Source organism: Halopelagius inordinatus (genome assembly GCF_900113245.1).
Classification (GTDB): Archaea; Halobacteriota; Halobacteria; order Halobacteriales; family Haloferacaceae; genus Halopelagius; species Halopelagius inordinatus.
Map to the genome: position 1 here is coordinate 96,385 of NZ_FOOQ01000003.1, position 24,629 is coordinate 121,013.

Annotated in this window: 21 protein-coding genes; 9 read left to right on the forward strand and 12 right to left on the reverse strand. The window is 63.4% G+C overall.

What is annotated here, in order from left to right; genetic code table 11:
- Positions 1-274 precede the first annotated feature (274 nt).
- Together BM167_RS13120 and BM167_RS13125 are read left to right on the forward strand one after the other, a co-directional pair.
- Positions 275-1,177 (forward strand): DUF4350 domain-containing protein, encoded by a 903-nt coding sequence (locus tag BM167_RS13120; RefSeq protein WP_092893177.1) that lies wholly within the window; start codon positions 275-277, stop codon positions 1,175-1,177.
- Positions 1,178-1,301: 124 nt separating this feature from the next.
- Positions 1,302-2,312 (forward strand): AAA family ATPase, encoded by a 1,011-nt coding sequence (locus BM167_RS13125; RefSeq protein ID WP_092893178.1) that lies wholly within the window; start codon positions 1,302-1,304, stop codon positions 2,310-2,312.
- A 39-nt stretch (positions 2,313-2,351) separates the two neighbouring features.
- Here BM167_RS13125 and BM167_RS13130 read toward each other — a convergent pair whose 3' ends face one another.
- The 3 genes from BM167_RS13130 to BM167_RS13140 are packed head-to-tail and all read right to left on the reverse strand — an operon-like array spanning position 2,352 to position 5,248.
- Positions 2,352-3,263, reverse strand: a complete 912-nt coding sequence (locus tag BM167_RS13130; protein ID WP_092893179.1) for a DUF7982 domain-containing protein — start codon at positions 3,261-3,263, stop codon at positions 2,352-2,354.
- Positions 3,260-3,766, reverse strand: coding sequence for a DUF8163 family membrane protein (locus tag BM167_RS13135; protein WP_092893180.1), 507 nt, complete (start codon positions 3,764-3,766; stop codon positions 3,260-3,262). The genes BM167_RS13130 and BM167_RS13135 overlap by 4 nt, the downstream gene beginning before the upstream one ends.
- The gene (locus tag BM167_RS13140; RefSeq protein ID WP_092893181.1) at positions 3,767-5,248 is read right to left on the reverse strand and encodes a DUF58 domain-containing protein; all 1,482 of its coding nucleotides are present in this window, start codon (positions 5,246-5,248) and stop codon (positions 3,767-3,769) included.
- 193 nt (positions 5,249-5,441) lie between these two features.
- Between BM167_RS13140 and BM167_RS13145 the strand changes: the two genes are divergently transcribed.
- Positions 5,442-7,622 (forward strand): HEPN domain-containing protein, encoded by a 2,181-nt coding sequence (locus BM167_RS13145; RefSeq protein ID WP_177213370.1) that lies wholly within the window; start codon positions 5,442-5,444, stop codon positions 7,620-7,622.
- Positions 7,623-7,677: 55 nt separating this feature from the next.
- Here BM167_RS13145 and BM167_RS13150 read toward each other — a convergent pair whose 3' ends face one another.
- The gene (locus BM167_RS13150; RefSeq protein WP_143095507.1) at positions 7,678-8,493 is read right to left on the reverse strand and encodes a hypothetical protein; all 816 of its coding nucleotides are present in this window, start codon (positions 8,491-8,493) and stop codon (positions 7,678-7,680) included.
- Positions 8,494-8,624: 131 nt separating this feature from the next.
- Here BM167_RS13150 and BM167_RS13155 point away from each other — a divergent pair, with 131 nt between their 5' ends.
- On the forward strand, positions 8,625-9,560 hold the full coding sequence (locus tag BM167_RS13155; RefSeq protein ID WP_092893184.1) for a hypothetical protein: 936 nt from the start codon (positions 8,625-8,627) through the stop codon (positions 9,558-9,560).
- Between the two features lie 63 nt (positions 9,561-9,623).
- On the opposite strand, the gene BM167_RS13160 is transcribed toward BM167_RS13155, so the two are convergent.
- Positions 9,624-10,259, reverse strand: a complete 636-nt coding sequence (locus BM167_RS13160) for a metal-dependent hydrolase (RefSeq protein ID WP_092893185.1) — start codon at positions 10,257-10,259, stop codon at positions 9,624-9,626.
- Between the two features lie 199 nt (positions 10,260-10,458).
- Here BM167_RS13160 and BM167_RS13165 point away from each other — a divergent pair, with 199 nt between their 5' ends.
- Positions 10,459-11,910: a flippase gene (locus BM167_RS13165; RefSeq protein WP_092893186.1), complete on the forward strand. Its 1,452-nt coding sequence runs from the start codon at positions 10,459-10,461 to the stop codon at positions 11,908-11,910.
- 65 nt (positions 11,911-11,975) lie between these two features.
- On the opposite strand, the gene BM167_RS13170 is transcribed toward BM167_RS13165, so the two are convergent.
- The 5 genes from BM167_RS13170 to BM167_RS13190 form a co-directional block, all read right to left on the reverse strand.
- Positions 11,976-13,739, reverse strand: a complete 1,764-nt coding sequence (locus BM167_RS13170; protein ID WP_092893187.1) for a carbamoyltransferase family protein — start codon at positions 13,737-13,739, stop codon at positions 11,976-11,978.
- A gap of 150 nt (positions 13,740-13,889) precedes the next feature.
- Positions 13,890-14,588 (reverse strand): hypothetical protein, encoded by a 699-nt coding sequence (locus BM167_RS13175; protein ID WP_092893188.1) that lies wholly within the window; start codon positions 14,586-14,588, stop codon positions 13,890-13,892.
- Positions 14,589-14,600: 12 nt separating this feature from the next.
- Entirely contained in the window at positions 14,601-14,804 is a 204-nt protein-coding gene (locus tag BM167_RS13180) for a hypothetical protein (protein WP_092893189.1), read from the reverse strand.
- Positions 14,801-15,901 (reverse strand): polysaccharide lyase, encoded by a 1,101-nt coding sequence (locus BM167_RS13185; protein WP_092893190.1) that lies wholly within the window; start codon positions 15,899-15,901, stop codon positions 14,801-14,803. The genes BM167_RS13180 and BM167_RS13185 overlap by 4 nt, the downstream gene beginning before the upstream one ends.
- 218 nt (positions 15,902-16,119) lie before the next feature.
- A complete protein-coding gene (locus tag BM167_RS13190; protein ID WP_143095508.1) occupies positions 16,120-17,247 on the reverse strand; it encodes a polysaccharide lyase in 1,128 nt (375 codons plus the stop codon).
- A 438-nt stretch (positions 17,248-17,685) separates the two neighbouring features.
- Here BM167_RS13190 and BM167_RS13195 point away from each other — a divergent pair, with 438 nt between their 5' ends.
- The 4 genes from BM167_RS13195 (at position 17,686) to BM167_RS18565 (ending at position 21,735) form a co-directional block, all read left to right on the forward strand.
- Positions 17,686-18,561 (forward strand): hypothetical protein, encoded by an 876-nt coding sequence (locus tag BM167_RS13195; RefSeq protein ID WP_143095509.1) that lies wholly within the window; start codon positions 17,686-17,688, stop codon positions 18,559-18,561.
- A 205-nt stretch (positions 18,562-18,766) separates the two neighbouring features.
- Complete coding sequence (locus BM167_RS13200; RefSeq protein ID WP_245781365.1) at positions 18,767-19,198, forward strand: gluconate 2-dehydrogenase subunit 3 family protein; 432 nt, start codon at positions 18,767-18,769, stop codon at positions 19,196-19,198.
- A complete protein-coding gene (locus BM167_RS13205; RefSeq protein WP_092893194.1) occupies positions 19,195-20,853 on the forward strand; it encodes a GMC family oxidoreductase in 1,659 nt (552 codons plus the stop codon). Before BM167_RS13200 ends, BM167_RS13205 begins: the two co-directional genes overlap by 4 nt.
- Before the next feature lie 159 nt (positions 20,854-21,012).
- Positions 21,013-21,735, forward strand: a complete 723-nt coding sequence (locus tag BM167_RS18565; RefSeq protein ID WP_177213371.1) for a carbohydrate-binding protein — start codon at positions 21,013-21,015, stop codon at positions 21,733-21,735.
- 139 nt (positions 21,736-21,874) lie between these two features.
- On the opposite strand, the gene BM167_RS13220 is transcribed toward BM167_RS18565, so the two are convergent.
- Entirely contained in the window at positions 21,875-23,431 is a 1,557-nt protein-coding gene (locus BM167_RS13220; RefSeq protein WP_092893196.1) for an alkaline phosphatase family protein, read from the reverse strand.
- 64 nt (positions 23,432-23,495) lie between these two features.
- Positions 23,496-24,545 carry a glycosyltransferase gene (locus BM167_RS13225; RefSeq protein WP_092893197.1) on the reverse strand — a complete coding sequence of 350 codons (1,050 nt, stop codon included), beginning with the start codon at positions 24,543-24,545 and terminating at the stop codon, positions 23,496-23,498.
- Positions 24,546-24,629: the final 84 nt, after the last annotated feature.

The window sequence follows — 24,629 nt, forward strand, 5'->3', positions numbered from 1 at the left end:
TCGATCCCCGAAACGGGCGGAGAACGGGAACGCGAAGGACGACGTGAACCGCTTCGGGGTCAAGCCCCGAGGCACTCGGCCTGCTCAGCCTGTAGACAGTAGATTCTAATGGTGTCAGTTCGTGGAACGGAGTATGGGCACCGAGCGCCGATATCTTTCACGCAGTTGCGGAGTCCCGCGCTTACTCGCGGTTCTCCTCGGTCGGCGGTGGTGCAGGCCCCGAATCGACGACTCGTCCGCTGGGATCGACTCACTCTCCGAGAGGGATGTCTGAATGGTTCGGTTCTCGGACGTCGACCTGCCGCGTGCGCTTCTCGTCGTGTTGATACTGCTCACGTTACTCTCCGTCGGCGTTCTGATGAGTACGTCCACGAGCGCGTTCGGCGCGTACAACCCGGCGTGGGAAGGGACGTCGTCGCTCCGCGACCAAGCGTCGGCGGTCGATGTCGAGACGATGGTCGCCACGAACACGAGCGAGTACGCGGAGGCGAATCCGACGTCGAGTGTCGCCGTCATCCTCTCGCCCGACAGACCCTACACGTCGGCGGAGGCCGAAGACGTCCGCGAGTTCGTCCGGGCGGGCGGGACGCTCGTCGTCGCAGAGGACTTCGGCCCGCACACGAATCCGCTTCTCGACGAGTTGGGCGTTCAGACGAGAATCGACGGCCGACTCCTCAGAGACGAACGCCGGTACTACCGGTCGCCCGACATCGTGGTCGCCTCCGACGTGGAGGAACACCCTCTGACCGGCGAGACGTCGCAACTCACGCTGAACCACGGAACCGCGCTTCGGCCGAACGAATCGCGCGTTTTGGTGAACAGCTCCGGGTTCTCGTATCTCGACACGAATCGGAACGGCTCGCTGGACGGCACCGAATCGATGACCTCCTATCCCCTCGTGACGCTCGAGACGGTCGGCGACGGCCGCGTCGTCGTCGTCTCTGACCCGAGCGTGTTCATAAACGCGATGCTCGAACGCCCCGGTAACGAACAGTTCGCTCGGTCGCTCTTTTCGGGCCACGAGACGCTCGTCCTCGACTACTCTCACCAAGGAGAGCTCCCGCCGTTCACCGCCGCGGCCGTCGCCGTCCGACAGTCGGAACTGCTCCGCGCACTCGTGGGGTTCGGGAGCATCGCAGCCATCGCGGTTGTGAGCCGGAAGCGCCGAGACGATTAACACGGCCGAACGTGTAGAGCGAGCCACGAGTGGTCCGTGGCGTCCTCTCGCCGCGGATCTACTCTAGACCCGAAATTACAAATAAATAAGATGATTATCTTCACGCACTCAAATTATCCCTACCATGGACGAACCTGATACCCTGTACACGGCGATTCGCGACGAAGCCGCGACCGTCCTCGTCGGAAACGAGTCCGTGTTGGAGGAACTCACCGTCTCGCTACTCACCGGCGGGCACGTTCTCCTCGAAGGCGTTCCGGGCGTCGCTAAGACCACCATCGCGGAGGTGTTCGCGCGGACGCTCGGGTTAGACTTCCAGCGCATCCAGATGACGCCGGACCTCATGCCCGCAGACGTCACGGGAACGACCATCTATCGCGAGACGACCGGCGAATTCGAGACGAAGCGCGGACCGATCTTCTCGAATCTCGTCGTCGTAGACGAGATAAACCGCGCGACGCCGAAGACCCAGAGCGCGCTTCTCGAGGCGATGCAAGAGGGACAGGTGACCATCGAGGGGGAAACGTACCCGCTCCCGGAACCGTTCATGGTCGTCGCCACGATGAACCCCATCGACATGGACGGAACGTTCGCCCTCCCGGAAGCGCAGTTCGACCGGTTTCAACTCAAGATAGACGTCGATATACCCGAACGCGAACTGGAGAGCGCACTGTTGGAACGCTTCGACGAGACGCCCGACCTGCGGCCCGACCTGATCAGACAGGTCGTCTCCGCCGACGACATCTACGCTGCGAGAGCGACGGTACGGGACGTTCACGTCGACCCGTCGATCCGAGACTACATCCTCGATATCGTCCAATCGACCAGAGACAGCACCGACACCGCGCACGGCGCGTCCCCCCGCGCGGGGATTCACCTCCTCTCGTCTTCGAAGGCGCGGGCCGCCGTCGAAGGGCGAGACTACGTCATCCCCGACGACCCGAAAGCCCTGGCCGAACCCGTCCTCGCCCACCGAATCGTGCTCAGTACGGACGCCGAACTCAGCGACTTGGACTCTCGCTCGGTCGTCGGAGACGCAGTCAGCGCGGTCACGCCTCCGACGCACGACGTAGCGCCGTCGGCCGAAGCCGTCAGCGACGGCGGAGAGCATCCGAACGCCGACGGTGACGAATAGCCCGACGGGGCGGGACTGCGTTCGGTACGGCTGTCGCGTTCACCACCGGCAAGTAATCAGGACGTCGGATTCCCCATCGTCGACTCGTTCTACCTCGACCGTCACCGGCGTTTCCAGCCCGCACGCTAACCCGCCGCCGAGGAAGGACGCGACCGGATGGTCGAACCCCGTCGTATTCGGATAGCTGACGCCGGTAACGCCGACGGTAATCCGCTGCATCTCCTCGTCCAGTTCCGCGTCTGCGGCGCGAAGTAACTCGAACTGTTCGACGAGAGCGTCGCAGAGTTGAGCGACCCGCGTGTCGAGTCGGAGGTCGGCCTGGGCGGAGCGAGTCCGTTCGAACTCCGCGAGCATCCGCCCGGCGGTCGGAGTGAAAGCGACACCGCGGCGTCGACCGTCCTCGGGAACGACGAACGCGGAACGGAGGTCGTCGTCGGACGGTAGGTCGTACTCCGGCGACTGCGGAACGAACAGGCGGACTGGCGCTCTCGTCTCGGTGGCCACCGAGTCGACGGGGACGTACACCGCCACGTCCGCGAGGCCGAGTTCGTCTCGGATGGTCGAACCGGTCTCTCTGACCGCGTCGTACGCCGACCGACCGACGGTCGCGGGCATGACCGTATCCGGCGAGAGGAAGTACGTCAGGATAGAGCCGAAGACGCCGGTCGAACCGAGAGCGAGGAGGACGGTTCGCGCCGAGGGGAACGTGATACCCGCCGCGATGCCGACCAACCCGACGCCCAGCAACGCGATAGCCGTCTGTCGGTGCTGGAGCCGTTTTCCGCGGGCGTAGTCCTCTCTGAGTCGCTCGTTCTCGGCGCGTAACTCTTCGAGCCGCCGCTCCCGTTCGTCGCCGGTAGCCGGGTCGTCGGGCCTGCTTCCGTTGTCGTCGTTCGATTCGCTTCGTCCGTCTGCGGGCGGCTCAGTCGCCCGCTCGTCGGTCAAGCTCATTGGTGGTGTTCTCCCTCCGTCGGCCCGAATCTGACGTGTTCGCGCCTGTGCAGTACGTACGCGCTGACGGCGACGACGACCCACAGGCCCGCGGCGGCGTACCAGAGTCGATTGCCTTCAGACGCGACGTACCAGACGCCGCCGCCGAGGCCGACGTACGCGAGGAGCCAAGCCGCGCTCACCGCCGGTGACTCGTCCGCCGTCCAGAGCGACCCGGCGACGAGCAGACCCAACCCCGCCTCGACCCCGAGAAACGGTCCCAACGCCAGGGGTTCGGTGCCGACGACGAGTGCGACCTGTCCCGTCGCGAACGCGTACTCGACGGGGAGGACGACCCAGACGACGACGAGTCCCGCCGCCGCGATGACTCCGCTCACCCCGCCGCCGAGTACGAGCGCCGACGCCGCGACTCCGACGCCGAGGCACTCCAGCGCCGTCGACGGCCACGACGAGAGACCGGCGTCCGTCTCCGATTCGAACAACGACCGAACGCGGGCGGACATCTACCGAACACCTCCGGCGCGACGCCGTCCCGTTCCGTCGGTCGGTCGCCCGCTTGCGTTCCGACCGACACTGAGAATCGCCTCTATTCTGTCACCCGGTCCGACCTCGAACGCGGTGACGCCGTCCATGTTCGCGATCTTCTGTCGGAACTGTTCGAACTCCCGGTACCGTCGGTACGCGGACTTCGGGTCGGCGGACCGCGCGCCGTCGAACAGGACCGTCGGCGTCACGAACACCGCGACGTGCCCGTCGCCCCGCCGCGCGAGTTTCACGGTGTCGCGCAGACCTGCGCGGTCCGAGTCGTCGGTGACGAGTATCGTCCACGTCGAGCTTCGAAGTGTCGCCGCGTGCGCTTGAACCGTAGAGAACAGCGGTTGGGTTCCCAGTCGGCGGACGTAGGCGTCCCGCTCTGCGACGTACGGTCGGAGCGTCCGGTCGAACGGCGTCGTCCCCTCGGCGAACCGGTCGGCGAGCCGACGCGCCCGCGCGGTGTGCGTGAGGGTCTCTTGGTCGCCGTCCGCCGCCTCGGGATTCGAAGTCGGCGTCAGGTCGAGCAGACGCCGTCTCAACTCGTTGTAGTGTTCGGTGCCAGTGCCGAACTCCTGTTGGGCGGTCACTCCCTCGTCGCCGACGGTGTACAGGCTCACCGGGTCCTCGTGCGCTCTGGCGTCTCTGAGGAGTAAGAGCGCGAGGTCCCGCGCGTAATCCAGTTTTCGTTCGCCGGGCCGGCCGACTCCCATCGACGCCCGATGGTCGACGAGGAGCGCAGTCCGCCGCGGCGTTTGCTGTTCGTACTCTCGGACGTGCGGGTGGTTGAGTCGGGCGGTCGCCTTCCAGTCGATGTGTCGCATCTCGTCGCCCGGGACGTACTCGCGTACCCCCGTGGACTCTTGGCCACTCCCGATGTGGATGGTGTCGCGTTCGCCGTACCCTATCGTCAGTTGCTCTCCGCCCGCCCCGACGTGCAACTGCCTCGGCGTACGGGGCTCGATGTGGACCTCGACCGGTTCACCCGCGACGAGCGACTTCGAAAACAGGCCGGACGGGTCGGTCAGTCGTATTTCGGGGCGGCCGAACGTGACCCGACCGGCGACGGTTCCGGACGCCGTCATCGTCGTCGTGGCGCTCCGTTCGCCGCGCGACAGTTCGCACCGCCGTTCGTCGTCGGAGACGCCGGAGACGCTGACAGCCGGGTCACATCGAATCTCCACGTCGAGCGGTGATGGACGGTCGAGCGCGGCTTCCACCGTCACCGCGAACGGTTCGTCCTTCACGACACGCTCGCGCGAACTCGTCTGAGAGACCGAGAGGTCGTTCATCGTCCGTCGCGTCCGCCTATCGAACCGAGACTGGCGCGCGAGGAGCCACGCACCGATGCCCGCGGCGCCCACGAGCGACACCGGCCGGTCGAGGAGGAGTGCGAGAGCGGTCAACGTCCCCCCGAGGGCGACGCTGCCCCAAAATCGGGTCGTGGCGCGCATTCTGTGAATAGTACTCTGCTGGGTGACGTAAATATTGTTGGTACGGCTGACAGGTGGACGCAGTCGGGACGAACGGTGGCGGAGACGTTCAGGATAGGAGAAAGAATAAGTTAAATCTGTCACTCGATATGATACTGTCGTGCCCCGGGATCGAGTACAGGGACGCGTCGTAGCGATCTCCGTCTGTCTGTTAGTGGTACTCTCACTCGTCTACGCTGTGGTTCCCGCCGGTGCCGCGTCGGTCGCCGGGTCAGACGGCGACCGTGGGGTGTTTCCGCAGCAGACCACGGAACGCCCGGAGCAGACGGCTCAGGGGAACAACTCGACCGTCGTCCACGAGAATCCGCGGAACGCGAGCGGTTCGGACGACCTCGAAGACGTAGAGAGGTGGCTCGCCAATCGGATGTCGGGGGCAGTCCTCGACTGCACCGAACAGGTGCGAAACGGTAGCTCCTACGCCTGTCGCCGACTCGACCGAGACTACCCGGAGTGGGCGGGTCGGTACGTCGAAGTACAGAGACAATCCGGCGACACGTCCACCGAGAGAACCGACGAGACCCTCAGCCAAACGCGACAGAACGCAAAGAGATTCGCCGAGCAGGTAGAGACGTTCCGCGAACTCGAAGACGAGTACGAAGAGGCGAAGGCGGAGGGCAACTCCCGACGGGCCCGCGAACTCGCACACCGGCTCGTGGAACAGAGTCGCAGGATAAACCAAACCGGGAACCGCGCCACGAGCAACTACGACGCGTTCTCCAACGAGACCAGCGGTAACCTGTCGGAGGCCAGCGATGCGGTCGTCGAGATAGAGAACGATACCGCTACGACGGCCTCGGCGATTCGCGATGCGGAACTCGTCGCGACCACCCTCTCCGCCGAGGCGACCGAACCGGACGGCTCGTTCAGTTCACCGCTCGTCGTCGAAGGGCAGTTGCTGAGCGAGAACGGGACGCCGGTGTCCAACCGACGGGCGACGTTCGACGTCGGAAACGGAACCGTGGCGACTCAGACGGATGCCCGAGGGCGGTTCTCGTTCGAGTACCGACCCACGACCGAACTCGTCGGCCCGTCGGAGTGGAACGTGACGTACGTCCCGACGAACGCCTCGCTGTACGGCGGGTCGAGAGACCGAATCAGCGTCGACGTGACCGGAGTCGAGGGGACGGTGACCGTGACTAACCGCCCTTCGACGGTCAGGTTCAACGACACTCTCACCGTCTCGGGGCGCGTCGAAGCCGCCGGACGGGGAGTCGACGACGTTCCGGTCGCGGTCTCTCTCGGTGGCGCGCGTCTGGGAACCGTCCGAACGAACGAGACGGGCGGGTACTCGCTCACCACTTCCGTCCCGGTGAACGTCTCCGCGGGTGACGCCCGAACCGTCGCGGAACTACCGTTCGCGGGACGCGCACTCTCTGCGGATAACGCGTCCGCGCCGGTTCGAGTCGAGTCGATGGCGACGAGGCTCACTCTCGACGGCAACCGAACCGGCGGACGCGTCGCCCATATAGAGGGGCAACTGGAGACGGAGGTCGGTTTCGTCGCCGGGCGCGAGGTGGAGATATCCGTCAACGGTTCGACCGTCGGACAGGTCGAGACGGGACCGGACGGCCGCTTCTCGGCGGACGTCGACCTCCCCTCTTCCGTGACCGCCTCGGATACCGCAGTGGTCACGGCGACGTACGCAGGCGCGGGGGAGAACCTCGAATCTGCGAGCGGTCGGGTCGTACTCTCGCCGACGGCATCCGGGGAGTCGGGAGGCCTCGGAGGACTCATCAGCGATCAGATCGACTCGTTGTTCGCTCGGCTGACGGGAGCGCCACCCGAACGCGCCCAAGACGCTTCTCAGGGCGTGACTCGGTTTCTTCCCCTGGCGGCCGTCGTACTGGCAATCCTCGGAATACTCGTTCTCGGATACCTGGTCGCGAGATGGTTCGCGCCGGAGTCGTGGCTCCGGAGACTACTCGGCGACGGCGACTCGGACGGCGGAGAGGTGGTCTCTCCCGAGACCCCCGACCCCGACCCCGTTCCCGCGCAGACGAGCAGAGACGACGCGTCGCTCTTGGCGACCGCCCGCGAACGCCTGTCGAACGGCGACACCGATGCGGCCGTCCTCGCGGGGTACGAAGCGGTACGGAGTCGGCTCTCGGACCGCCTCGACCGCGACTCTCCGATGACGCACTGGGAGCTAGTCCAGTTCTACAGGGCGCGTCTCGCCGCCGAGAACGCGAACGCTCTCCAGCAGTTGACCGAGGCGTACGAGCGCGCCGCCTTCTCGCTGCAGACGAGTTCTGAGGAGACGGCGCAGACGGCGCTCGAGAACGCCGCACGCGTGCTAGAGGAGATAGAGCGACCGTCCGATTCGAGACGGAACTGACCGCCACGCCGCGCCGGTGCGGACGCACCGACCGGTCAGTCGCGCCACGAGCGTTTCACAACGAGACGACGAGGTCGAAGGTGAGGTTCTCCGACCCGGAGGGCGGGGGAGAACCGTAGGTCACCTCGACGGCCGCGTCGGTCTTATCGCTCACCCAGAACGTGCCCGCGGCGTCCGCCGAGGACGGAGTCACCGTCGCGACTCTCGGGGCCGTATCGAGGGGATGGGACAGCGAGAACGTCGTTTTCGACCCGTCACCGCTCGCCGTCGCCGTCGTCGCGGGGAGATTCGGTGCGTGACCCGAAGCGCCGTCCCAGACGGTCTGGGGTACCTCGCCGGTCGTCGTCACGTCGCCCTCCACGCGGGTCGTCCCGTTGTCGAACAGCGCTGTCGGTTCGCCCGCCGTCGAGACGCCCAGGATTCCGCCGTCCTCTCGCCAGAGCCCCGTATCGTTCTGGTTGACGAAGTTATAAGAGGGGTCCTGAACTGTCCCATCGGAGACTTCGACTTCGTTCTTGACGATGAGGGAGTCGTCGACGTAGACATCTCCTTTGTCGCCGTTCTCGTCGGCTTCGATGCGGATGTTCCGTCGCGGGTTCGCTCCGAAGGGTTTGTGAACGACCTCGAGTTCGTTGGTGCTGGAGTTGTACCGGAGGCCCCAGTCGCTCTCCTCGCCGAACGTGACCCAGCGGTTTCCGAACTTCTCGAACCCGTCGACGGTCTCGGAATCCGTCTCCGACGCTTGATTTCCCGACGTCAGTTGCGTCATAGAGCTACATCCCGAGAGGAGCCCGATGATGCCCACTGCGCTGGACCCGGCGAGGAATCCCCGCCTGCTCGATTTCGCCTCCGGTTCGCCGTCATACGTCATCTTTCTGAACCGCCGCGGTAGTCTGGTTCTCTGATCCTGTGTCTATCTGGGGACGCATCGTTTGTACTCCAAATTGAAACCTCACTAACCAAAATCTTTTGTCTACTGGCAGACATCCCAGAAGAGACTACATGACGTATTCGCTGTCGAACTTAAGAGAGGTGCGTGATGATCCTACATTAGCTCTTCGAGAACTCAATCGACTCTACTACACCAGAGGGAGAACGAGAGACTACAACACCGACGCTCCGAACGTCTTCGACGAGGATTGGGACAACCTCCTCATCCTCGACGCGTGTCGACACGACGCGTTCGAACGGGTCCTCCCCGAGTTCGAACTTCCGGGCACGTTCGGTCACCGCTATTCGAGAGGCGCGAGCACCATCGAGTTTCTGAGGGCCAACTTGACCGAACGCGACCTCTCCGATACGGTCTACATCACGGCGACGTCGATGCTCTATCGGCTCATGGTGCTCAACGACGAGATAGACCACAACCTGCACGCCGTCGTCGACGTCTGGGAGGACGCTATCGACGTCGGCGAGTGGGGCGTCCGTCCCGAGCGGATGGCAAAGCGCGTGCAGGAGATTCAACAGGAGTACCCCCAGAAGCGACTCGTCGTCCACTTCATCCAGCCCCACATCCCGTTTATCGGCGAGTTCGGATCCGAACAGTTCGATGACGAACTCGTCTGGCGCAAGATGCGGCAGCGTGGACTCGACGCATCCGACGACGACCTGTGGCGCGCGTACATGGAGAATCTCAGACTCGCCATGCCGAGCGTCGAAGAACTCCTCCACGCACTTCCGGGCCGGTCGGTGGTCACGGCGGACCACGGCCAACTCATCGGCGACCGAGTCTTCCCCGTTCCGTTCAAAGAGTACGGCCATCCGACCGGGATATACTGCGAGGAACTGGTCAAAGTCCCGTGGCACGCCCACGAGAACGGACCGCGAAAGCGCATCGTCGCCGAGAAGTCTACAGGAGACCAATACGAGCGCAAGGACAAAGAAGAGCTGGATTCGAAGGCGGAAGCCCACCTCAGGAACCTCGGCTACCTCCAGTAACGACTGTCTCGTCGGCTGGCGTCACCGTCGCTGACTGTCAGTGTCTCGTCTCCGACCGACAGACTACTTCCCTTCGTCGCCTCCGATCGTTCCCCGCGCCCACGATACCGTCTCGCGAAACGTCCTCAATCCGGGCGCTCCATCGAAGAGCCACACACCGATTGCGACCGCTGTGACCGTCACCTCGAACAGCCGAATTAGCGTCTTTAGGTCCTCCCCCGTGGGGAGATTGGCCGCGGTCCACGACGCCTTGTTGGCGACGACGTATTCGACCGTCGGAGTCACGGTCAGTCGCTCGACTATCCGCTCGGCGGGGGGTGTCAGCGGCCAGATCCAAAACGACACTTCGCGAATATCGGTGACGAGCGCCCCCTGGATGAACTGCTGTGCTCCGTCGAAGAACAGCGCCGAGAGGTAACTCACGCCGAACGCGACGGAGGGGGTTATCTCGCCCCGCCGTCGGTAGACGACCGCGCCGACTATCGCGATTACCGGGAGTCCGAACAGCAACGAGTGACCCAACGCTCGTCCGCTCGGCAGGACACCGACCAACGCGAGCGGTTTGTCGATGAGGTCCGGAAGCTGCGTTCCAAGAAGGACGAGCACCGCCGCGAACTCGCTCGGGGACCGTCGGAGGCGGGCGTGCGAGTAGCTCGTATACAGGAGGTAACCGATCGCTAAGTGAGATGATGGCCACATGGTGCTCAGAGAACTCCTCGTCGGTAGATACGACGCCGAATCAATAAATAATGGCCCCCTCTTCGACCAACAGTCACACGGCTGTTCGCCCGTTTCCGCATCAGTAGAACTAAGTCTGACCTGAATGGTAACCCGTACGTGTTCGGACGGTTACACGAGTGACCGTACGGTCGATGCCTCTCTCGAGGGACGTGTCCACATGAATCTCGCAAAATCGAGCGTCAAACTCGCGGTCGCGAGCGGCGGAAGCGCGGCGATAACGTTCGGCGGCGTAGCCCTCTTCGCGCGGTTGCTCCCGCCGGCGGAACTCGGCGTCTTCTTCCTCTTCGAGGCGCTCTTAGGCATGCTATTCATCCCCGCCGACTTCGGTATCCGCGGCGCGTTGCAAAAGCGGATAAGCGAGGGCTCGAACCCCGGTCAGATGCTGACGACGGCGGTCCTGTTGAAAGCCGTCCCGCTCTCCATCGTCGTGACCGCCATCCTCGTAGCTCGTCCCTGGATAAACGGGTACGTCGGCGAGACCATCGCGGTGTGGCTCGCAGTCGCCATCGTCGGCTACGAACTGTTTCAGCTCGGCATCGACGTTCTCAGCGGCGAGTTGCGCGTGGGCGAGACGGCGGGCATCCGCCTCGCTCAGAAAATCGTCTGGTTAGTCGCCGGATACGTTCTCGTCGAGCAGGGATACGGAGTTCGCGGCCTGATATTCGGACTGATCGCTGGCTACGCGGTCTCATTTCTGTGGGGGATGTACCGCCGGTCGACGCCGTTTCTCCGCCCGACGTTCGGCGAGGCGCACTCGCTCGTTTCCTACTCTCGCTACAACTTCGTTTCGGCGATAAGCGGATACTTCTACAGTTGGATGGACGTCGCTCTCATCGGCCTGTTCTTGACCACCTCTCACGTCAGCACGTACGAGGCCGCGTGGCGGGTGAGCGCAGTCGCCGTGTTGGGGAGTACGGCGATCGCCCAGACCATCTTCCCGCAAGTCAGTCGGTGGGACGCCGACCAAGCGAGAGACCGAATCGAGCGGCTCATTCCGCGGACGGTCCTCCCGTCGCTCATTCTGGTTGTCCCCGCGTTCTTCGGCACGCTGTTGTTCTCCCGAGAGATTCTCGGACTCGTCTTCGGGTCGGAGTACACGGTCGCGTGGCTGGTGCTCATCATCCTGATGGGCGAGAAGATATTCCAAGCAGTTCACAATATCACCGGGCGTTCGCTTCAGGCCATCGACTACCCGAATCTCGCCGCCCGCGCGGCGATTATCGCCATCGCCATCAATCTCGCTTTGAACGTGCCGCTCATCCAGTTGTACGGCATCGCCGGGGCCGCGGTGGCGACCGGCATCTCGTTCGTGGTCAACGCACTCCTCTGCGTCCGCTATCTCTCTCGGTTCATCGACGTTACGATTCCGTGGACGGACCTCGGTTGGGTACTCGCGTCGTCTCTCGGGATGACGCTGGTGCTTCTCGTCGTGCAGTCTACGGTCCGCGTTGACTCTCTCGTCCGACTCGCGTTCGTCATCTGCGTCGGAGTGGTCGCCTACGCCGGATTCGTCCTCGCGTCGCCACCGCTCCGCGAGCAGATACAGCGCAGTGCGCGACTGTTGCGGTCGGACCAACCGCGGACCGACCCGACGAACGGTGACGACTGACGCGACCCTCTCGATCGGAGACCACGCTCGTTCGCGTCACGAGCGGAGAACCCCGTCGTCGCTGTTTACTTGGCGGGTTCCGCCGCCTCTTCGCGCCGAACCTCTCCGCGGTCGATCTGTTTTTTCTCCACGACGCGGTCGCCGAGGACGAGGAGGTCGAGCCCCATCCCGAAGAAGTCCTTGATGGCCTCCGACGGCGTGTTCACGATCGGTTCGCCGTGGTCGTTGAACGAGGTATTCAGGACGACCGGAACGCCGGTGATATCCTCGAACTCGGAGATCAACCGGTGGTACCGGGGGTTCTGGTCCTCTCGGACGGTCTGGGGCCGCGTCGTCTCGTCCGCGGGGTGGAGCACTGCGGTGACGTCGTCTTTCTTCTCCTCTCTCGCGTCGAACGTCTTTATCATGTACGGCGACGGTTCCGGGTTTTCGAGGTAGTCGTCGATGGCTTCTTCGAGCATCGACGGCGCGAACGGGCGCCACTCTTCGCGGTGTTTGACGAACTCGTTGACCCGGTCGAGAGAGTCTCTCGTTCGGGGGTCGGCGAGGATACTGCGGTTACCGAGGGCTCGCGGGCCCATCTCCAACTGTCCTTGGAACCACCCGACCAACGCGCCGTCGGCGAGTCGCTCTGCGACCATCCGCTCTACGTCGTCCGGCGCCGAGTACTCTATCTTGTTGACGTCTAACTTCGCTTCGATCTGTTCTGTCGTGTACTCCGGTCCCCAGTAGACCGTGCTCATTTCGGGGACGTCCTCGGGACGGTATTCGAGCATCCCCGCACCGAGTGCGCTTCCGGCGTCGTTCGACACCGGCTGGATGAACAACTCGTCGACGCGGTCTAGCTCCATGACGCGCTTGTTCATCTTACAGTTGAGCGCCACTCCTCCGGCGAGTGCGACGTTTCCAACCCCGAGGCGTTCGCAGTACGTATCGACGATGTTCGCGACTATCTCCTCCAGCAGCGACTGGGCGGTGAACGCGAGGTCTTTCTCCCATTGGCTGAACTCCGAGGCCGACTGCTTTCGCGGGCGATCGAAGAGTTCTTCGAGACGGCTCGTCGCGTACTCGAAGCCCTGCGAGAGTTCCGTGATGTCGTAGTCCGCTCCCGTCTCGACGAGGCTTCGGAGAGCTCTCTCGATGTTCTCGTTCTTCTCGCCGTACGGCGCGAGTCCCATCACCTTCCCCTCTCCGTTGTTCGGGTAGAAACCGAGGAACTTGGTCACCGCTCCGTAGAAGTACCCGAGGCTGTTCGTGTAGTCGTGCGTCTTGAGTCGTGTGAGCCCCGATTCGTCGCCCCACCAGACGACTGTCGCGTCGCGTTCGCCGCGGGCGTCCATCGTGACGACGAGTGCCTCGTCGAACGACGTCGGGTAGAACGCGCTCGCCGCGTGCGACTTGTGGTGTTCGCGCGTTACGACGGGGGGCGGTGAGGGGTCCACATCTCGGAGGTGGCTCTCGACGGTCCGTTTGCCGAACACTCCCGAGCGGAGTTCCGAGCTAACCCGCCAACCGGCGTGTTTCGCCCGGTCGAGCACTGGTCCGTCCTGGGAGACCATCTGTTGGACCAGGTTCGGGACCATCCGCGGAAACAGCGACGGCTTCCACGGGACGACGACCTTCTCGACGTCGGAAAGCGAGATATCTCGCGAGTCGAGACACGCGCCGATGGCCTGGCGGGGGAAGGTGTTCATCGCGTGCTTCTGACGCGTGAGTCGCTCTTCCTCTATACCGAAGACCGGCTTGCCGTCCTCGAACAGGACCGCGGCAGGATCGTGCGAACCCGCTCCCCCCACTCCTGGGTTTATCGAGAGTACGTACTGAGTCATCAATTCTATACATACGGTTGTCATTAAAATACTTACCGCGGACGACCACTCCGTTTCGTCGGTCCGGAGCCGCGCCGATAGGTCCCGAATCGCCCGTCGGCACGCCTCGGAGACGGTTTCACGCCGAAAAATTCGGGCTACTCGACCGGTTCAGTAGTCGCTCGGGTCGATGGTCTGTCCGTCCAGAACCGCGCTTCCGTCGACCTGTAGTGAGAGACTGGCGAGCGTTCCATCGAACTCGAACGTCTCAGGTCGCTTACCACCTTTGATGCCACCTTCGATTAGGACAGTTCCGTCGCTTTGGGTCGTGACGGTGTCGCCCGAGTTGAGATTCGTGGTGTTCAGCAACTCGCCGTCGATGACTATCCTGTACGTACTCCACGACGCACCGTCTGCGGGGACAATCTCCAGTAGATGTGTGCCGTCCGTCGTGGCGGTCGAACCGTCCGTGGTATCTGAGGAACTATCCGTCCCGTCGGACGTTCCACCAGTTCCCACGGCGAGGGACTCGACGCCGCTGTCTAGCTGCACTTTCAACGTGTCAGTGTCGGATCGGTACCAGATTCGACCCGTCTCGCCGTCGGTCGGGTCGTTCGTCGTGGATTCGACGGCGAAGTCCTGTCGGGGTTGCGGCGTCGCTTCCACCCATTGCTCACCGTCGCCCAAGAAGCGTCGGCCGGTATCGGTCGCGAGGAACTTCGCGCCTTCTTTCGGCGTATACTCGGCGGTGTTCCCCTCGACGTCGCGGATTTCGACGTCGGTGTCGATCTTCTCGAAGTTTTCGTTCAGCGGTACGTGCCAGTCGGTCGCTCCCTTTTCAGGCAGGCTGTAGTTGTGATTGTCGGTCATTGGTTCGTATAGTCAGATGTTCTCGTCTATTCGTTCGTCCGAGACCCGTTTCTCGTCGAAGTACGCCCTGTTGTTCGCTGGGGACGGCTTCCCGTCCCGGTCGGTGCTCTCCTCGTCAACCCCCGTCTCCGCGAGACCCATATCCGTCGTGGACTCCTGGTGGGCATCCTCACGCGGCCCCTGTTCGAGGTTCTCGTCCGAGGCGATGCGAATCACAGTTGCTGATTCTCCCAGAGTTGTACGTCGTCGATGTACAGCGCCATATCGTTACCAGGCGTCCAGCCGCCGCCCATGAACACGTCCAGCCACCATTCACCGACGGCGACGCTGTCCATCGTTCGGAAGCGCACCGACGTGTCTTCGTAAGCGAGTTTTCCGTCCACCCACGCCCGCAACACGCCGTTCGAGCTTCCGACGTCGTTTACCTCGACGTACTGGTCGATGCGGTACCACTGCCCGAATCGAATCTCCCCGTTCTCGTTCCAGTCGTCGGAACTGCCGTAGCCGCCATCTTTCCCCGGCAGGTAGCTGTACCATCCTAACCGAGTGTCGCCTCCGCTCTTGGGCGGCCGGAACGACCCCCGCGTCGACCACGAATCATCGACGCTCCCGCCGCCGTGGGCCGACCCGTGCGTGAGGTCGGCGAATCCGGGCAACTTGCCCCCGTTCACGTCCCACGGCTTATCGTGCGTTCCGAGGCCCCAGTTCTCGCCGAGATACAACCAGTATCTCGCGTGGACGGTGTCGGGCCGTCGGCTCCAGTTGTCGGCGAAGCGAAAGTGCATGTTCGCTCCGGTGCGTTCGCCCTCGTAGAGTTGGACGCGGAGGGCACGCCCCGACTGCGACGGCGCAGACACGGTGTCGTTGTGGTCGTCCTTGATACCCGTGAAAGCGCTGCGCCACGCGTCGCCGTCGAACGTGACGTGCGTCTTGGCGTCGTTCGTTTTCGGGGCCGGTCCGCCGGCGAGTGTGACGACGCCGGAGTCGAGGCGCGCGCGCACCTCGTCGACGTCCGTTCGGTACCACAGCGCACCGACGGGCGCGTCAGCGGGGTCTTCCGTCTCCCGTGGAAGGGTAGTCTCGGATGGCGAGTGCGAGGGGATATCGACCCAGTCGGTTCCGTTTCCGAGATATCTCCGTCCCGTGTCCACCGCGAAGAACTTCGCCCCTTCGTTCGGCGCGTATTGGGACAAGGCATCCTCCGTATCGCGGACTTCGACGTCAGCATCTATCGACGCGAAGTTTTCGTTCAGCGGGACGTGCCAGTCAGTTGTCCCTTCTGCTGGCGTCCCGTAGTCGTGATTTAAAGTCATTCAGCACAACCTCACCCCTACACGCACATATCAATTATAAGTAAATATAGAGTTTGTCAACAGAATACTCACTATGCAGCTAGACTGTTCGTCGATATCGTCGCCACGAGCGCCCGTGAAACCGATTGAGAGAAAAGAGACCGGGAGGTACGGAACTACCTCGACATTGTCAACTCGAATATGTATCCGAGGCGTTTTCTGATGTTCCGGAACTAGGTCTAACTACGCTCCCCCTCAGCATCGAGTAATGGACGGTCGAACATCTCGACTCCGTCGATGAATACGGCCTGGTCCCGCGGGGACGGCCACCCGCCGCCGTAGTACACCTCGTGCAACCAACTTTTGACACCGATATTCTCGTATCCCTCGGCCCTAAACTTCAGTTCGGTCCGGTCGTAGGCCAACGTTCCGTCGACCCACCCGCGGAGGATACCGTCGTTCTTCCCCGGCGTGTTCATCTCGACGTAACAGTCCAGTCGGTACCACTTCCCCCGTTCGATCGCGCCTGCGTTGTCGTTGACTCCCCACGGGTCTTTGTTCCCGTACTTGTCTTCCATGTCCGCGTGATAGAGGTAGTACGCGAGCTGAATTTTGCCCTCGTCTTCGTCGAACCCATGGCGTTCGGGCCGGTCGAAACCGCCCCTGGCGGACCAACCGTCAGTCCCGTCGCACGGGCCGTCTCCTCCGGAGCCACATCCGTACTTCCCGCCGAATCCGGGGAGTTTCCCCCCCGCTTCGATCACCTCGAACTCGTCCGAGAATCGAACGTAGTACCGGGCGTGAGCGCGTTCGAGGCTATGTCCGACAGTATCTGAGAACTGGAAATCCGCGATACAGCCCTTGTGGTTCCCCTCGTCTAACGCGACACGTAAGGACTGCCCACGGTGGGCGCGGTCATCAGAGACGAGTTCGAGATGTTCCTTCGGTTGGAGGTCGGCGTACGACCAGTTCGATTGTGGATCGAAGGCTCCGCCGAACTTCGGTTGGTCGTCGAACGAGAGCCGTTGTATCGGGGTCAGGCCGCTAACGCTAACGCCTTCGTTCATCGGAACGGCTCTGAGGTTCGCAGACACCGCGTCGCTCTCGACGCCCGCGTTCTCGGTCTGCGTCCGGTTCGACGAGGATTTCACAGAGGGGTCACGGGTAACCGTTACATCGAAGGACGCGCTCGCGTCGTTCTCTGCGAGGACGTTCCCTTCTGCGTCGTGCAAAGCGGCGTGAAGCAGTATACGGCCCGTCTTCGTGGCCCGCCCACGTTTCGGTTCGACGTCGAACGAACTCGCAGACGGGAGGGACGTCTGCGTCTCTCTATCGAACAGGTCGAACCGAGATTGTGACACGACCATCTCGTTCTCAGACTCGTCGATCGCACGTGCAGCCGACCCGACACGCGTCCACGGGGAACCGCGAGGACCCTTCACGAACCAGGTGAGATCAACACTGGTAGGCCTCACTTCGCTCCACTGGAGGGCGACGGTCGGCGCGGCGCTGACGGTGCGGACTTTCCCCGTTGCGGTGGTGACCACGACGTCGTTCGCCTCTAACTGAATCGTTAACTCCTCCGACTGGCCGAAACAACCCGCTGTTAGAGACATGCCGGAGAGGGCAACCAGCGCGCCGAACTGACGACGAGAGAGGGGCATCAGTCTCTCTTTTCACTCCCACACATATCATTGGTACGTCCGAGAGAGATTTCGAGCGTACTCCGTCGATGCGGTGTCGTTCGGTCCAGCGTCCTCCCCATCGAAATGTCTATCACCCTATCCGTCGAACCCCTCGTAGTGATGGCAGAGAGTCACGAGGCGCTCTCGGCACACTCGGCGGTCTCTTTCAGAGCTATCGTGGGAACGGTCGTCGTCGGCTCGGCGGTGAGCGCGCTCACGCTGGTTCTGTTGGAACTGTTCGGCGTGACGTGGGCGTCCGTCGGGCCGTTCACGTTCCAGCCGCTCCCGGGACTCGTCGCGGCGGGCGCCGTCGTCGCTGGCCCCGCCGCAGTCGTCGGTACAATCGTCGGCTACCTCTGTTACCAGTTCGTCTACGGCGTCTTCGCTCTCTGGGAGACGGCTGGCTATCTGCTTCTCGGAGCGCTCGTCGTTGTCTTCTGGCACGGCGCCCGCTCTGCGTACTCCGGTGACACCGCGGCGGGAAGGTACCTCCACTTCGCTATCGTCGCGGCGACGGCATCGCTCTGGGCGGCCACGCTCACCACGTGGGGACTCGAACTGGCCGGGCGGGGTCGGTTCTTCCCGGCGTTCGCCTTCTTCACGGTCGATGCACTGTTCTCTACTCTGACGCTCGGTGGAGCGGTGTACGTAGCGTTCGAGCGACTCTCCGGTACGGACGGACTCCTCGCCTCTCTCAGGCGCGTCCAGCCCCTTATCGAACTGACAGAGCGTCCCACCCGGGCGTTCCGGTTCGAAATTCTGGCGGTTCCGTTCGCGTGGTTTCTCGTCGGGAGCACCGTCAGTATCGGATTTCAAACCGTCGAGCTCGTCCCGAGGTTCCACTTTCGCCTCCGTGGCCTCGGTGCGCTGACCGTATTCAAAGAGACGTGGCTGTTCGGACGGGGCGGCACGACTGTCTTGGCGGCGGGCGGTGCAGCGTGTCTGGTACTCCTCGTCGCGATGCTCTATCGTTGGAACGCCGTTCGACCGCAGTAGCGACAGTCGGTGCCGTCGTCTCGATTCCAAGCCGGGTAGTGTCTGGACCCACTATCGGCGTTAAACCTAATGCCGCGTGTCCGAATTACTCGCCATGATGTTGACACGACGAGACGCGCTTAGTGCTCTTCTCGCCGGTGGTGGGCTGGGAATCGGTATCTCTCGGATGTCCCTCGACGACGCCGGTGCCTCGAACGGAGGGCAGATGGCAAGCGACGACGTACGTACTCTCGTCGCTGTCGCCGACGTCGTCTATCCGTCGGAGGTGACCCCGACCGGCGAGTTCGTCGAGAACTACGTCGGCGGACTTCCCGGACCGCGGACGCAGGCCGTCCTTCGCACCGTTCGATCGCTCGACGCGCACGCCCGACGAGAGCGGGGGCGTCCGTTCTCCGCTCTCTCGGAGACGCAGCGAGACGCACTGCTCCGGTCGATGGGCGTCGACCGGACCGGCTCCGACCCGGAGGGAGTGCTCTCCGAGCGGATCCGTTACTACGTGGTCAACCAACTACTGTACGGACTCTACACCTCTCCCCGCGGAAGCACTCTGGTCGGCATCGACAACCCCGTGGGTCACCCCGGGGGATACGAATCGTACCAGAACCCGCCCTCCGAGTCCGCGTCGGTGGAACGATGACGCAGGCGACTGACGGGCAGGACCGAACGCCGTCCGAGAATCCCGACGTCTGCGTCGTCGGTTCCGGACCCGCCGGTGCGCTGGTCGCCTACTCCCTGGCGAGTCGGGGTCACGACGTGGTCATCCTCGAAGCGGGACCGCGATTCGAACGGTCGGACCGCCTCCAGCAGATGGAGGAGACGATTCGACCGGAGGGAAGTATCGAGGACGTGTGGGACGTCGGCGGTGAGCGCGACCGGTACACCTCCTCGGGCGAGACGTTCTACGGACTCAACAAGACGCGCGTGAAAGGCGTCGGCGGGACGACGCTTCACTGGCTCGGAATCGTGCCTCGACTGCACGAGAAGGACTTCGAGATGAACACGCGGTACGGTCTCGCGTCCGATTGGCCCATCGGTTACGACGACCTTCGACCGTACTACGCCCGAGCAGAACGGGAACTGGGAGTCGCCGGCAGTGAAGACAACCCGTTCGAACCGCCGCGGGACGAACCGTTCCCGATGGAGGCGTTCCCTCCGAGTTACTCGGACTCGCTGTTCGCCGAAGCCTGCGACGAACTCGGCATCACGATGCATTCGATTCCGCAGGCCCGCAACTCCGAGGCGTACGACGGTCGCAGCGGGTGCGTCGGCTACAGTACGTGTATTCCCGTCTGCCCGTCCGGCGCGAAGTACAGCGCCGACGTCCACGTCCGGAAGGCGGAGTCGGAGGGAGCGCGCGTCATCGACCGAGTGCCCGTCCAACGACTCGAACACGACGATACCGGCGAACACGTCGAGGCTGCCGTCTACGCCACCCCGGACGGAACGCGACGTCGACAGACCGCCGATCGATTCGTGCTGGCCTGTGGCGCGGTCGAGATTCCGCGGCTACTTCTGCTCTCGAAGTCCGACGCCTATCCGGACGGACTGGCGAACTCCAGCGGCGCTGTCGGTCGATACTTCATGGACCAGCCTATCGTGTCGATAGGGGGCGTGCTGGACCAGCCGACGAATCAAAATCCCATCGGCTATCACACGAGTGAGACGCACCAGTTCTACGACCACGACGACCCGTCGCCCGGGAGCATCAAGTTCGTCTTCGAGAACGTCAACCCGATGACCGCCGCTACCCGCGCACTCAGAGGCGGGGACGAGAGCACTCGCGGAGACCTTACCGACCTCTTTACGGGCGACTCGTGGGGAGACGAAGCGCTCGAAGAGATGCGAGACGACGTCCCGAACCAGCGGGTCGGCCTGTTTGCGAATCCGGAACTGCTCCCGCGCGAAAAGAACAGAGTCGTTCTCGACGAGTCCCGCACCGACCAGTTCGGAAATCCGGCCCCGAACGTCTCGTGGAACATCGGTTCGCACGCCCGCGAGACGATGGAACACGCCCGGGAGATACAACACCGAGTCATGGACGAGATGGACGCAGAGATCACACACGAGAGCGATCTCTCGTCTCCGAGACCCGCCTCGCACAAGATGGGGACGACGCGAATGGGTGACGACCCCGCAGAGAGCGTCGTCCGACCGACGCTTCGGACGCACGACCTACGGAATCTGTACATCGCGTCGGGTAGCGTCTTCGTGACCGGCGGCGCGATGAACCCGACGCTAACCATCGCGGCGCTCGCGCTCAAGGCGGCCGACCACATCGACGAGAGCCTGTAGCCGGTCCGACCGACGCGCCCCCACCTCTGTTCTGTCGAACGCTGCGGACGGCGAGATACGCCGAGGGCTCTCCGTACCCTATCAGTATCGTGAACTTCTGCTTGACATACTATAGGAATTGCTGAAAGACGCATCATACTACCATTCCTGTTCGGGAACATGGAAGAGCAAGACAGCACAGACGGGGAGGGGGAAGGCAGTATTCGGGTCGGCCGTCGGTCCTATCTAGCACTCGCAGGGACAGTCGTCACCGGCCTCGCGGGGTGTACCGGCAAGGAGTCGTCGGCCGAGCCAGTGGTGACGGAAGCGGTCGAAGCGTTCGGGTACGGGGGCGTCGCACTCGTCGCTCGGGAGGCCGTCGCGGTGAGTTCGGCCGGGTCGGTCGACTCGTTGAGTTCGGCGACCGAAGCCGAACCGAACGACTCCCGGGCGAACGCGACGAAGATTTCGCTCGGGACGGAGACGACGGCGGAACTGACGGCGGGCGACGCGGACTGGTTCGCCTTCGACGCCAGCGCGGGCGACGAACTCGCACTTCACCTCTCTCGCGAGAGCGGTGACGGAATCGTCGGAGCGCTTCTGTACGACAGCGAAGGGAGCTTCCTCGATATGGTGTACGCGGGAAGCGCCACTCCGGGTGCCGTCACCGCGAACGCCGACACCTCGGGGACCTACTTCGCAGAGATCGTCGACATCAACGGTGGGACGGGAGCGTACACGGTGAGCGTTACGAACGGTGAGACGTCGACGGCCACGCCGACGCCGACTCCGACTCCGACGCCGACACCCACGCCGACACCGACGCCGACACCGACGCCCACGCCGACGTCTGACGACTACGGACAGCAGAAATACGGGGAGTTAGGCTACGGCGGAGTCTAACGGCCGCTCCTCCGAGCGTCTCTCGACGCGCCCGATTCGCGACACGGTGTCTGAGTGCGGCGGGCGCTACCGGAAACGACCGCGAAACTGTTGCACGGTGGCCGAGGCGTCGGACCGGCGCTCTCGGCTCCGTCAGCCATTATTCTAGATAGCCGATATCTTCGAGCCGGTTCTGCGCCTCGTCGCTCAGTCCGTCGTCGCTCGACTGTCGCCGCTCCGTAGAGGCGTCGAGCGGGCGTCGAGTTCTCACCGAACGCGTCGCCGGGTCGCTCCCCTCTTCGAACGCCTCCGTGACGACGGACCCGTCCATGTCCGACGGGACGTCGAGGCCCAACCAGTGCAGGACGGTCGGCGCGATGTCGGTTATCCGAATCGGGTCGAGTTCGGTCGGTCGCACGTCCGTACCGTGGAACAGGACCATCCCCTCGGGGACGTTCTCGCCGCGCCAGTTCGACGGTTCGGTCCGGACCGGACCCTCTCCCATCGCTTCGCCGGTGTGGACGCCGGGCGTCTGGTCGAACACGAGGTCGGGCGCTCGGTCGAGATACTCGCCGCTGTACACCTCGTCCGGTCTGTAGACGGCGCGAACGAGCGGTCCGCCGTCCAGCGCCGTCTCGGCCTCTAAATCCCGCTTCAGCGACTCGAATATCCGCTCGCGTTCCTCGGGGTCGTCGGCGACTATGTAGACCAGTCCCTGACCGCTACCGATCGCTTTGGTCTCTTCCCAGTCCACCATCTCCAGTTTCTCCTCGCGGACGACGCCCTCATCGCTGGGGAACCGTTCGATGATCGTCCGGGGGATGAACGGCCTCACGTAGGATTCGAGACCCATCGACCGCACCATCGACGCCACGCGTTCCTGAGTGATGCCGACGTCGAACAGCCGAGACGAGAGACTCGATTTGGTCTGGAGGTAGCCGCGCTCCTCCAGCCAGCGGTTCACGTAGAAGACCGTGTGAATCCCGGTACAGCCGTGGTCCGACATGAGGACGAGGTTGTAGTCGCCCTCGACGAACGGTTCCAGTTCCTCGTCGACTATCTCCCACGCGCGGCGCGTCTCCGGCCCGTCCCAGAAGTAGTGTTGGAGGACGTTCAGGTGAAACAGCGTGACGTGTAGGAAACTGAGGTCACGTTCCTCGAAGAGAGCCCGGGCGGTGCGGAGCCTCGTCCGGAGGAGGTCGTGGACCATCTCGACCTCCCGTTCGGAGTCCTCGTTCGACGTGAGGACGTTCTCGGGGTGGACCCGGTAGTCGAACCGGTCTTCCAGTTCGCTCTGGAGTTCCTCCGGTTTCGTGTAGCGCCGTTCCCGCGACCGCGGCCCGCCGGCCACCATGACGCCGTCTATCTCTCGGGGTGGGTACGACATCGGCAGGTTGACCACGCCAGCCCGCCCGCCGGCGTCGTTGACGTAGTCCCAGATTTCGGAGCTCCGGAAGTCGGTGGAATCGGGGAGATGCATCGTCCGGTTCTCCGTGTCGATTCGCTCCCACCAGTAGACGCCCAGTTGCCCCGGGTTCTTCCCGGAGGCGTAACACTTCCAGTTCGGACAGGTGACCGGCGGCAGGTGGCTCCGCGAGACGCCGGACGCCCCCTCGTCGTGGAGCGTCTGTAGGTTCGGGAGTCGTCCCTCGGCCATCCAGTCTCGGATCAGCGGCCAGTTCCCGCCGTCGAGTCCGATGACTATCGTCTTCTCCATGGTCAAGCCACAGTGGTCATGATATTAACACGTTTGGGTCGAATTCCCTGTGCGGTCACGGTTCTCACGTTCGCGTCCGTTGATACGCGTCTCGCGTCCGAGCGGCGATTCCCCCCCAGTCGAGTTCCGTCACGCGCTCGTAGTTTCGGTCACCGATGAGGTCGAGGTCGGCGTCGAGCGCTCGCACCAACGCAGCGTCGAGCGATTCGCTGTCTGGGTCGTAGAGTAACTCCGGTTGTGTGCGCAGTAGTTCCGGGAGACAGCCCGTACGCGGTCCGACAACCGGTTTCCCGAAAGACATGCTGAGGACCGCGCTCCCCGACGTGAGGATGTCCCGGTAGGGGAGTACGACCGCGTCCGCCGCGTTGAAGTAGGTCTGGACCTCCTCCTCGGGGATATAGGAGAGTTCGGTCGCGATTCGAGAGTCTCCCTCGGCGCTGGCTTCGATGGCTCGCGCGAGGGACTCGTCCGTCGGCTTCCCCGCGACGAGGAGTCTGACGTCCGGCGATTCGAGCGACCGGACGGTGTCGACGAGACGGGGAATCTGTTTGTAGGGACGGATCTGTCCCAAGTAAAGGAAGACGGTCGAATCGCGCTCTACTCCGAGACGCTCGCGCGCCTCGCCACGACTCACCGTATTCTCGTGAGCCGAGCAGTAGTGTCCGTGCGGAATGACGTGTACTCGGGAGTCCGTCGGCAGTCGGTACTGTTCGACGACCGAGTCGCGGGCTGCCTCGCAGTGAACGATGATTTCGTCGGCCAAGCGAGCGTAGAGGCGTCGCCAAAACAGTTCGAACCGCGGGCGACGGCGTTCGTGTTCGAGTAGGTTGTGGACGGTCCAGACGACTCGGACCCCGAGCAACTTCGCGAGGAGCGTCGAGAGAACGAAGACGACCGACTTCAGAAGACTCGCGAGGATGCTATCCCCGACGAGAAACGGAGCGATCCAATGTACGTGAACGATATCTGGTCGGGTCTTGAGGGCGGTCCGAAGCGTCGAGAGCGGGTACCCGCTCGCCAGCGTGACGTCCACGTCCTCGGCGGACAACCCCTCCGAGAGCCGTCTCTGATACGGATTCCCGTCGGTGAAGTCCGGGAGGAACAAGACCTTCATGGATACACCTCTTTGGTTCGATTCTTAATTGTTTTGACGTCACGCCGTTCCATCGACGCCGAGACCGGGCGGTAAGGTCCGTGC

Coding starts and splice junctions, on each gene's coding strand:
- BM167_RS13120 (WP_092893177.1), top strand. CDS start 275: ATGGTTCGGTTCTCGGACGTCGACCTGCCGCGTGCGCTTCTCGTCGTG.
- BM167_RS13125 (WP_092893178.1), top strand. CDS start 1,302: ATGGACGAACCTGATACCCTGTACACGGCGATTCGCGACGAAGCCGCG.
- BM167_RS13130 (WP_092893179.1), bottom strand. CDS start 3,263: ATGAGCTTGACCGACGAGCGGGCGACTGAGCCGCCCGCAGACGGACGA.
- BM167_RS13135 (WP_092893180.1), bottom strand. CDS start 3,766: ATGTCCGCCCGCGTTCGGTCGTTGTTCGAATCGGAGACGGACGCCGGT.
- BM167_RS13140 (WP_092893181.1), bottom strand. CDS start 5,248: ATGCGCGCCACGACCCGATTTTGGGGCAGCGTCGCCCTCGGGGGGACG.
- BM167_RS13150 (WP_143095507.1), bottom strand. CDS start 8,493: ATGACGTATGACGGCGAACCGGAGGCGAAATCGAGCAGGCGGGGATTC.
- BM167_RS13155 (WP_092893184.1), top strand. CDS start 8,625: ATGACGTATTCGCTGTCGAACTTAAGAGAGGTGCGTGATGATCCTACA.
- BM167_RS13160 (WP_092893185.1), bottom strand. CDS start 10,259: ATGTGGCCATCATCTCACTTAGCGATCGGTTACCTCCTGTATACGAGC.
- BM167_RS13165 (WP_092893186.1), top strand. CDS start 10,459: ATGAATCTCGCAAAATCGAGCGTCAAACTCGCGGTCGCGAGCGGCGGA.
- BM167_RS13170 (WP_092893187.1), bottom strand. CDS start 13,739: ATGACTCAGTACGTACTCTCGATAAACCCAGGAGTGGGGGGAGCGGGT.
- BM167_RS13175 (WP_092893188.1), bottom strand. CDS start 14,588: ATGACCGACAATCACAACTACAGCCTGCCTGAAAAGGGAGCGACCGAC.
- BM167_RS13185 (WP_092893190.1), bottom strand. CDS start 15,901: ATGACTTTAAATCACGACTACGGGACGCCAGCAGAAGGGACAACTGAC.
- BM167_RS13190 (WP_143095508.1), bottom strand. CDS start 17,247: ATGGTCGTGTCACAATCTCGGTTCGACCTGTTCGATAGAGAGACGCAG.
- BM167_RS13195 (WP_143095509.1), top strand. CDS start 17,686: ATGGCAGAGAGTCACGAGGCGCTCTCGGCACACTCGGCGGTCTCTTTC.
- BM167_RS13200 (WP_245781365.1), top strand. CDS start 18,767: ATGGCAAGCGACGACGTACGTACTCTCGTCGCTGTCGCCGACGTCGTC.
- BM167_RS13205 (WP_092893194.1), top strand. CDS start 19,195: ATGACGCAGGCGACTGACGGGCAGGACCGAACGCCGTCCGAGAATCCC.
- BM167_RS18565 (WP_177213371.1), top strand. CDS start 21,013: ATGGAAGAGCAAGACAGCACAGACGGGGAGGGGGAAGGCAGTATTCGG.
- BM167_RS13220 (WP_092893196.1), bottom strand. CDS start 23,431: ATGGAGAAGACGATAGTCATCGGACTCGACGGCGGGAACTGGCCGCTG.
- BM167_RS13225 (WP_092893197.1), bottom strand. CDS start 24,545: ATGAAGGTCTTGTTCCTCCCGGACTTCACCGACGGGAATCCGTATCAG.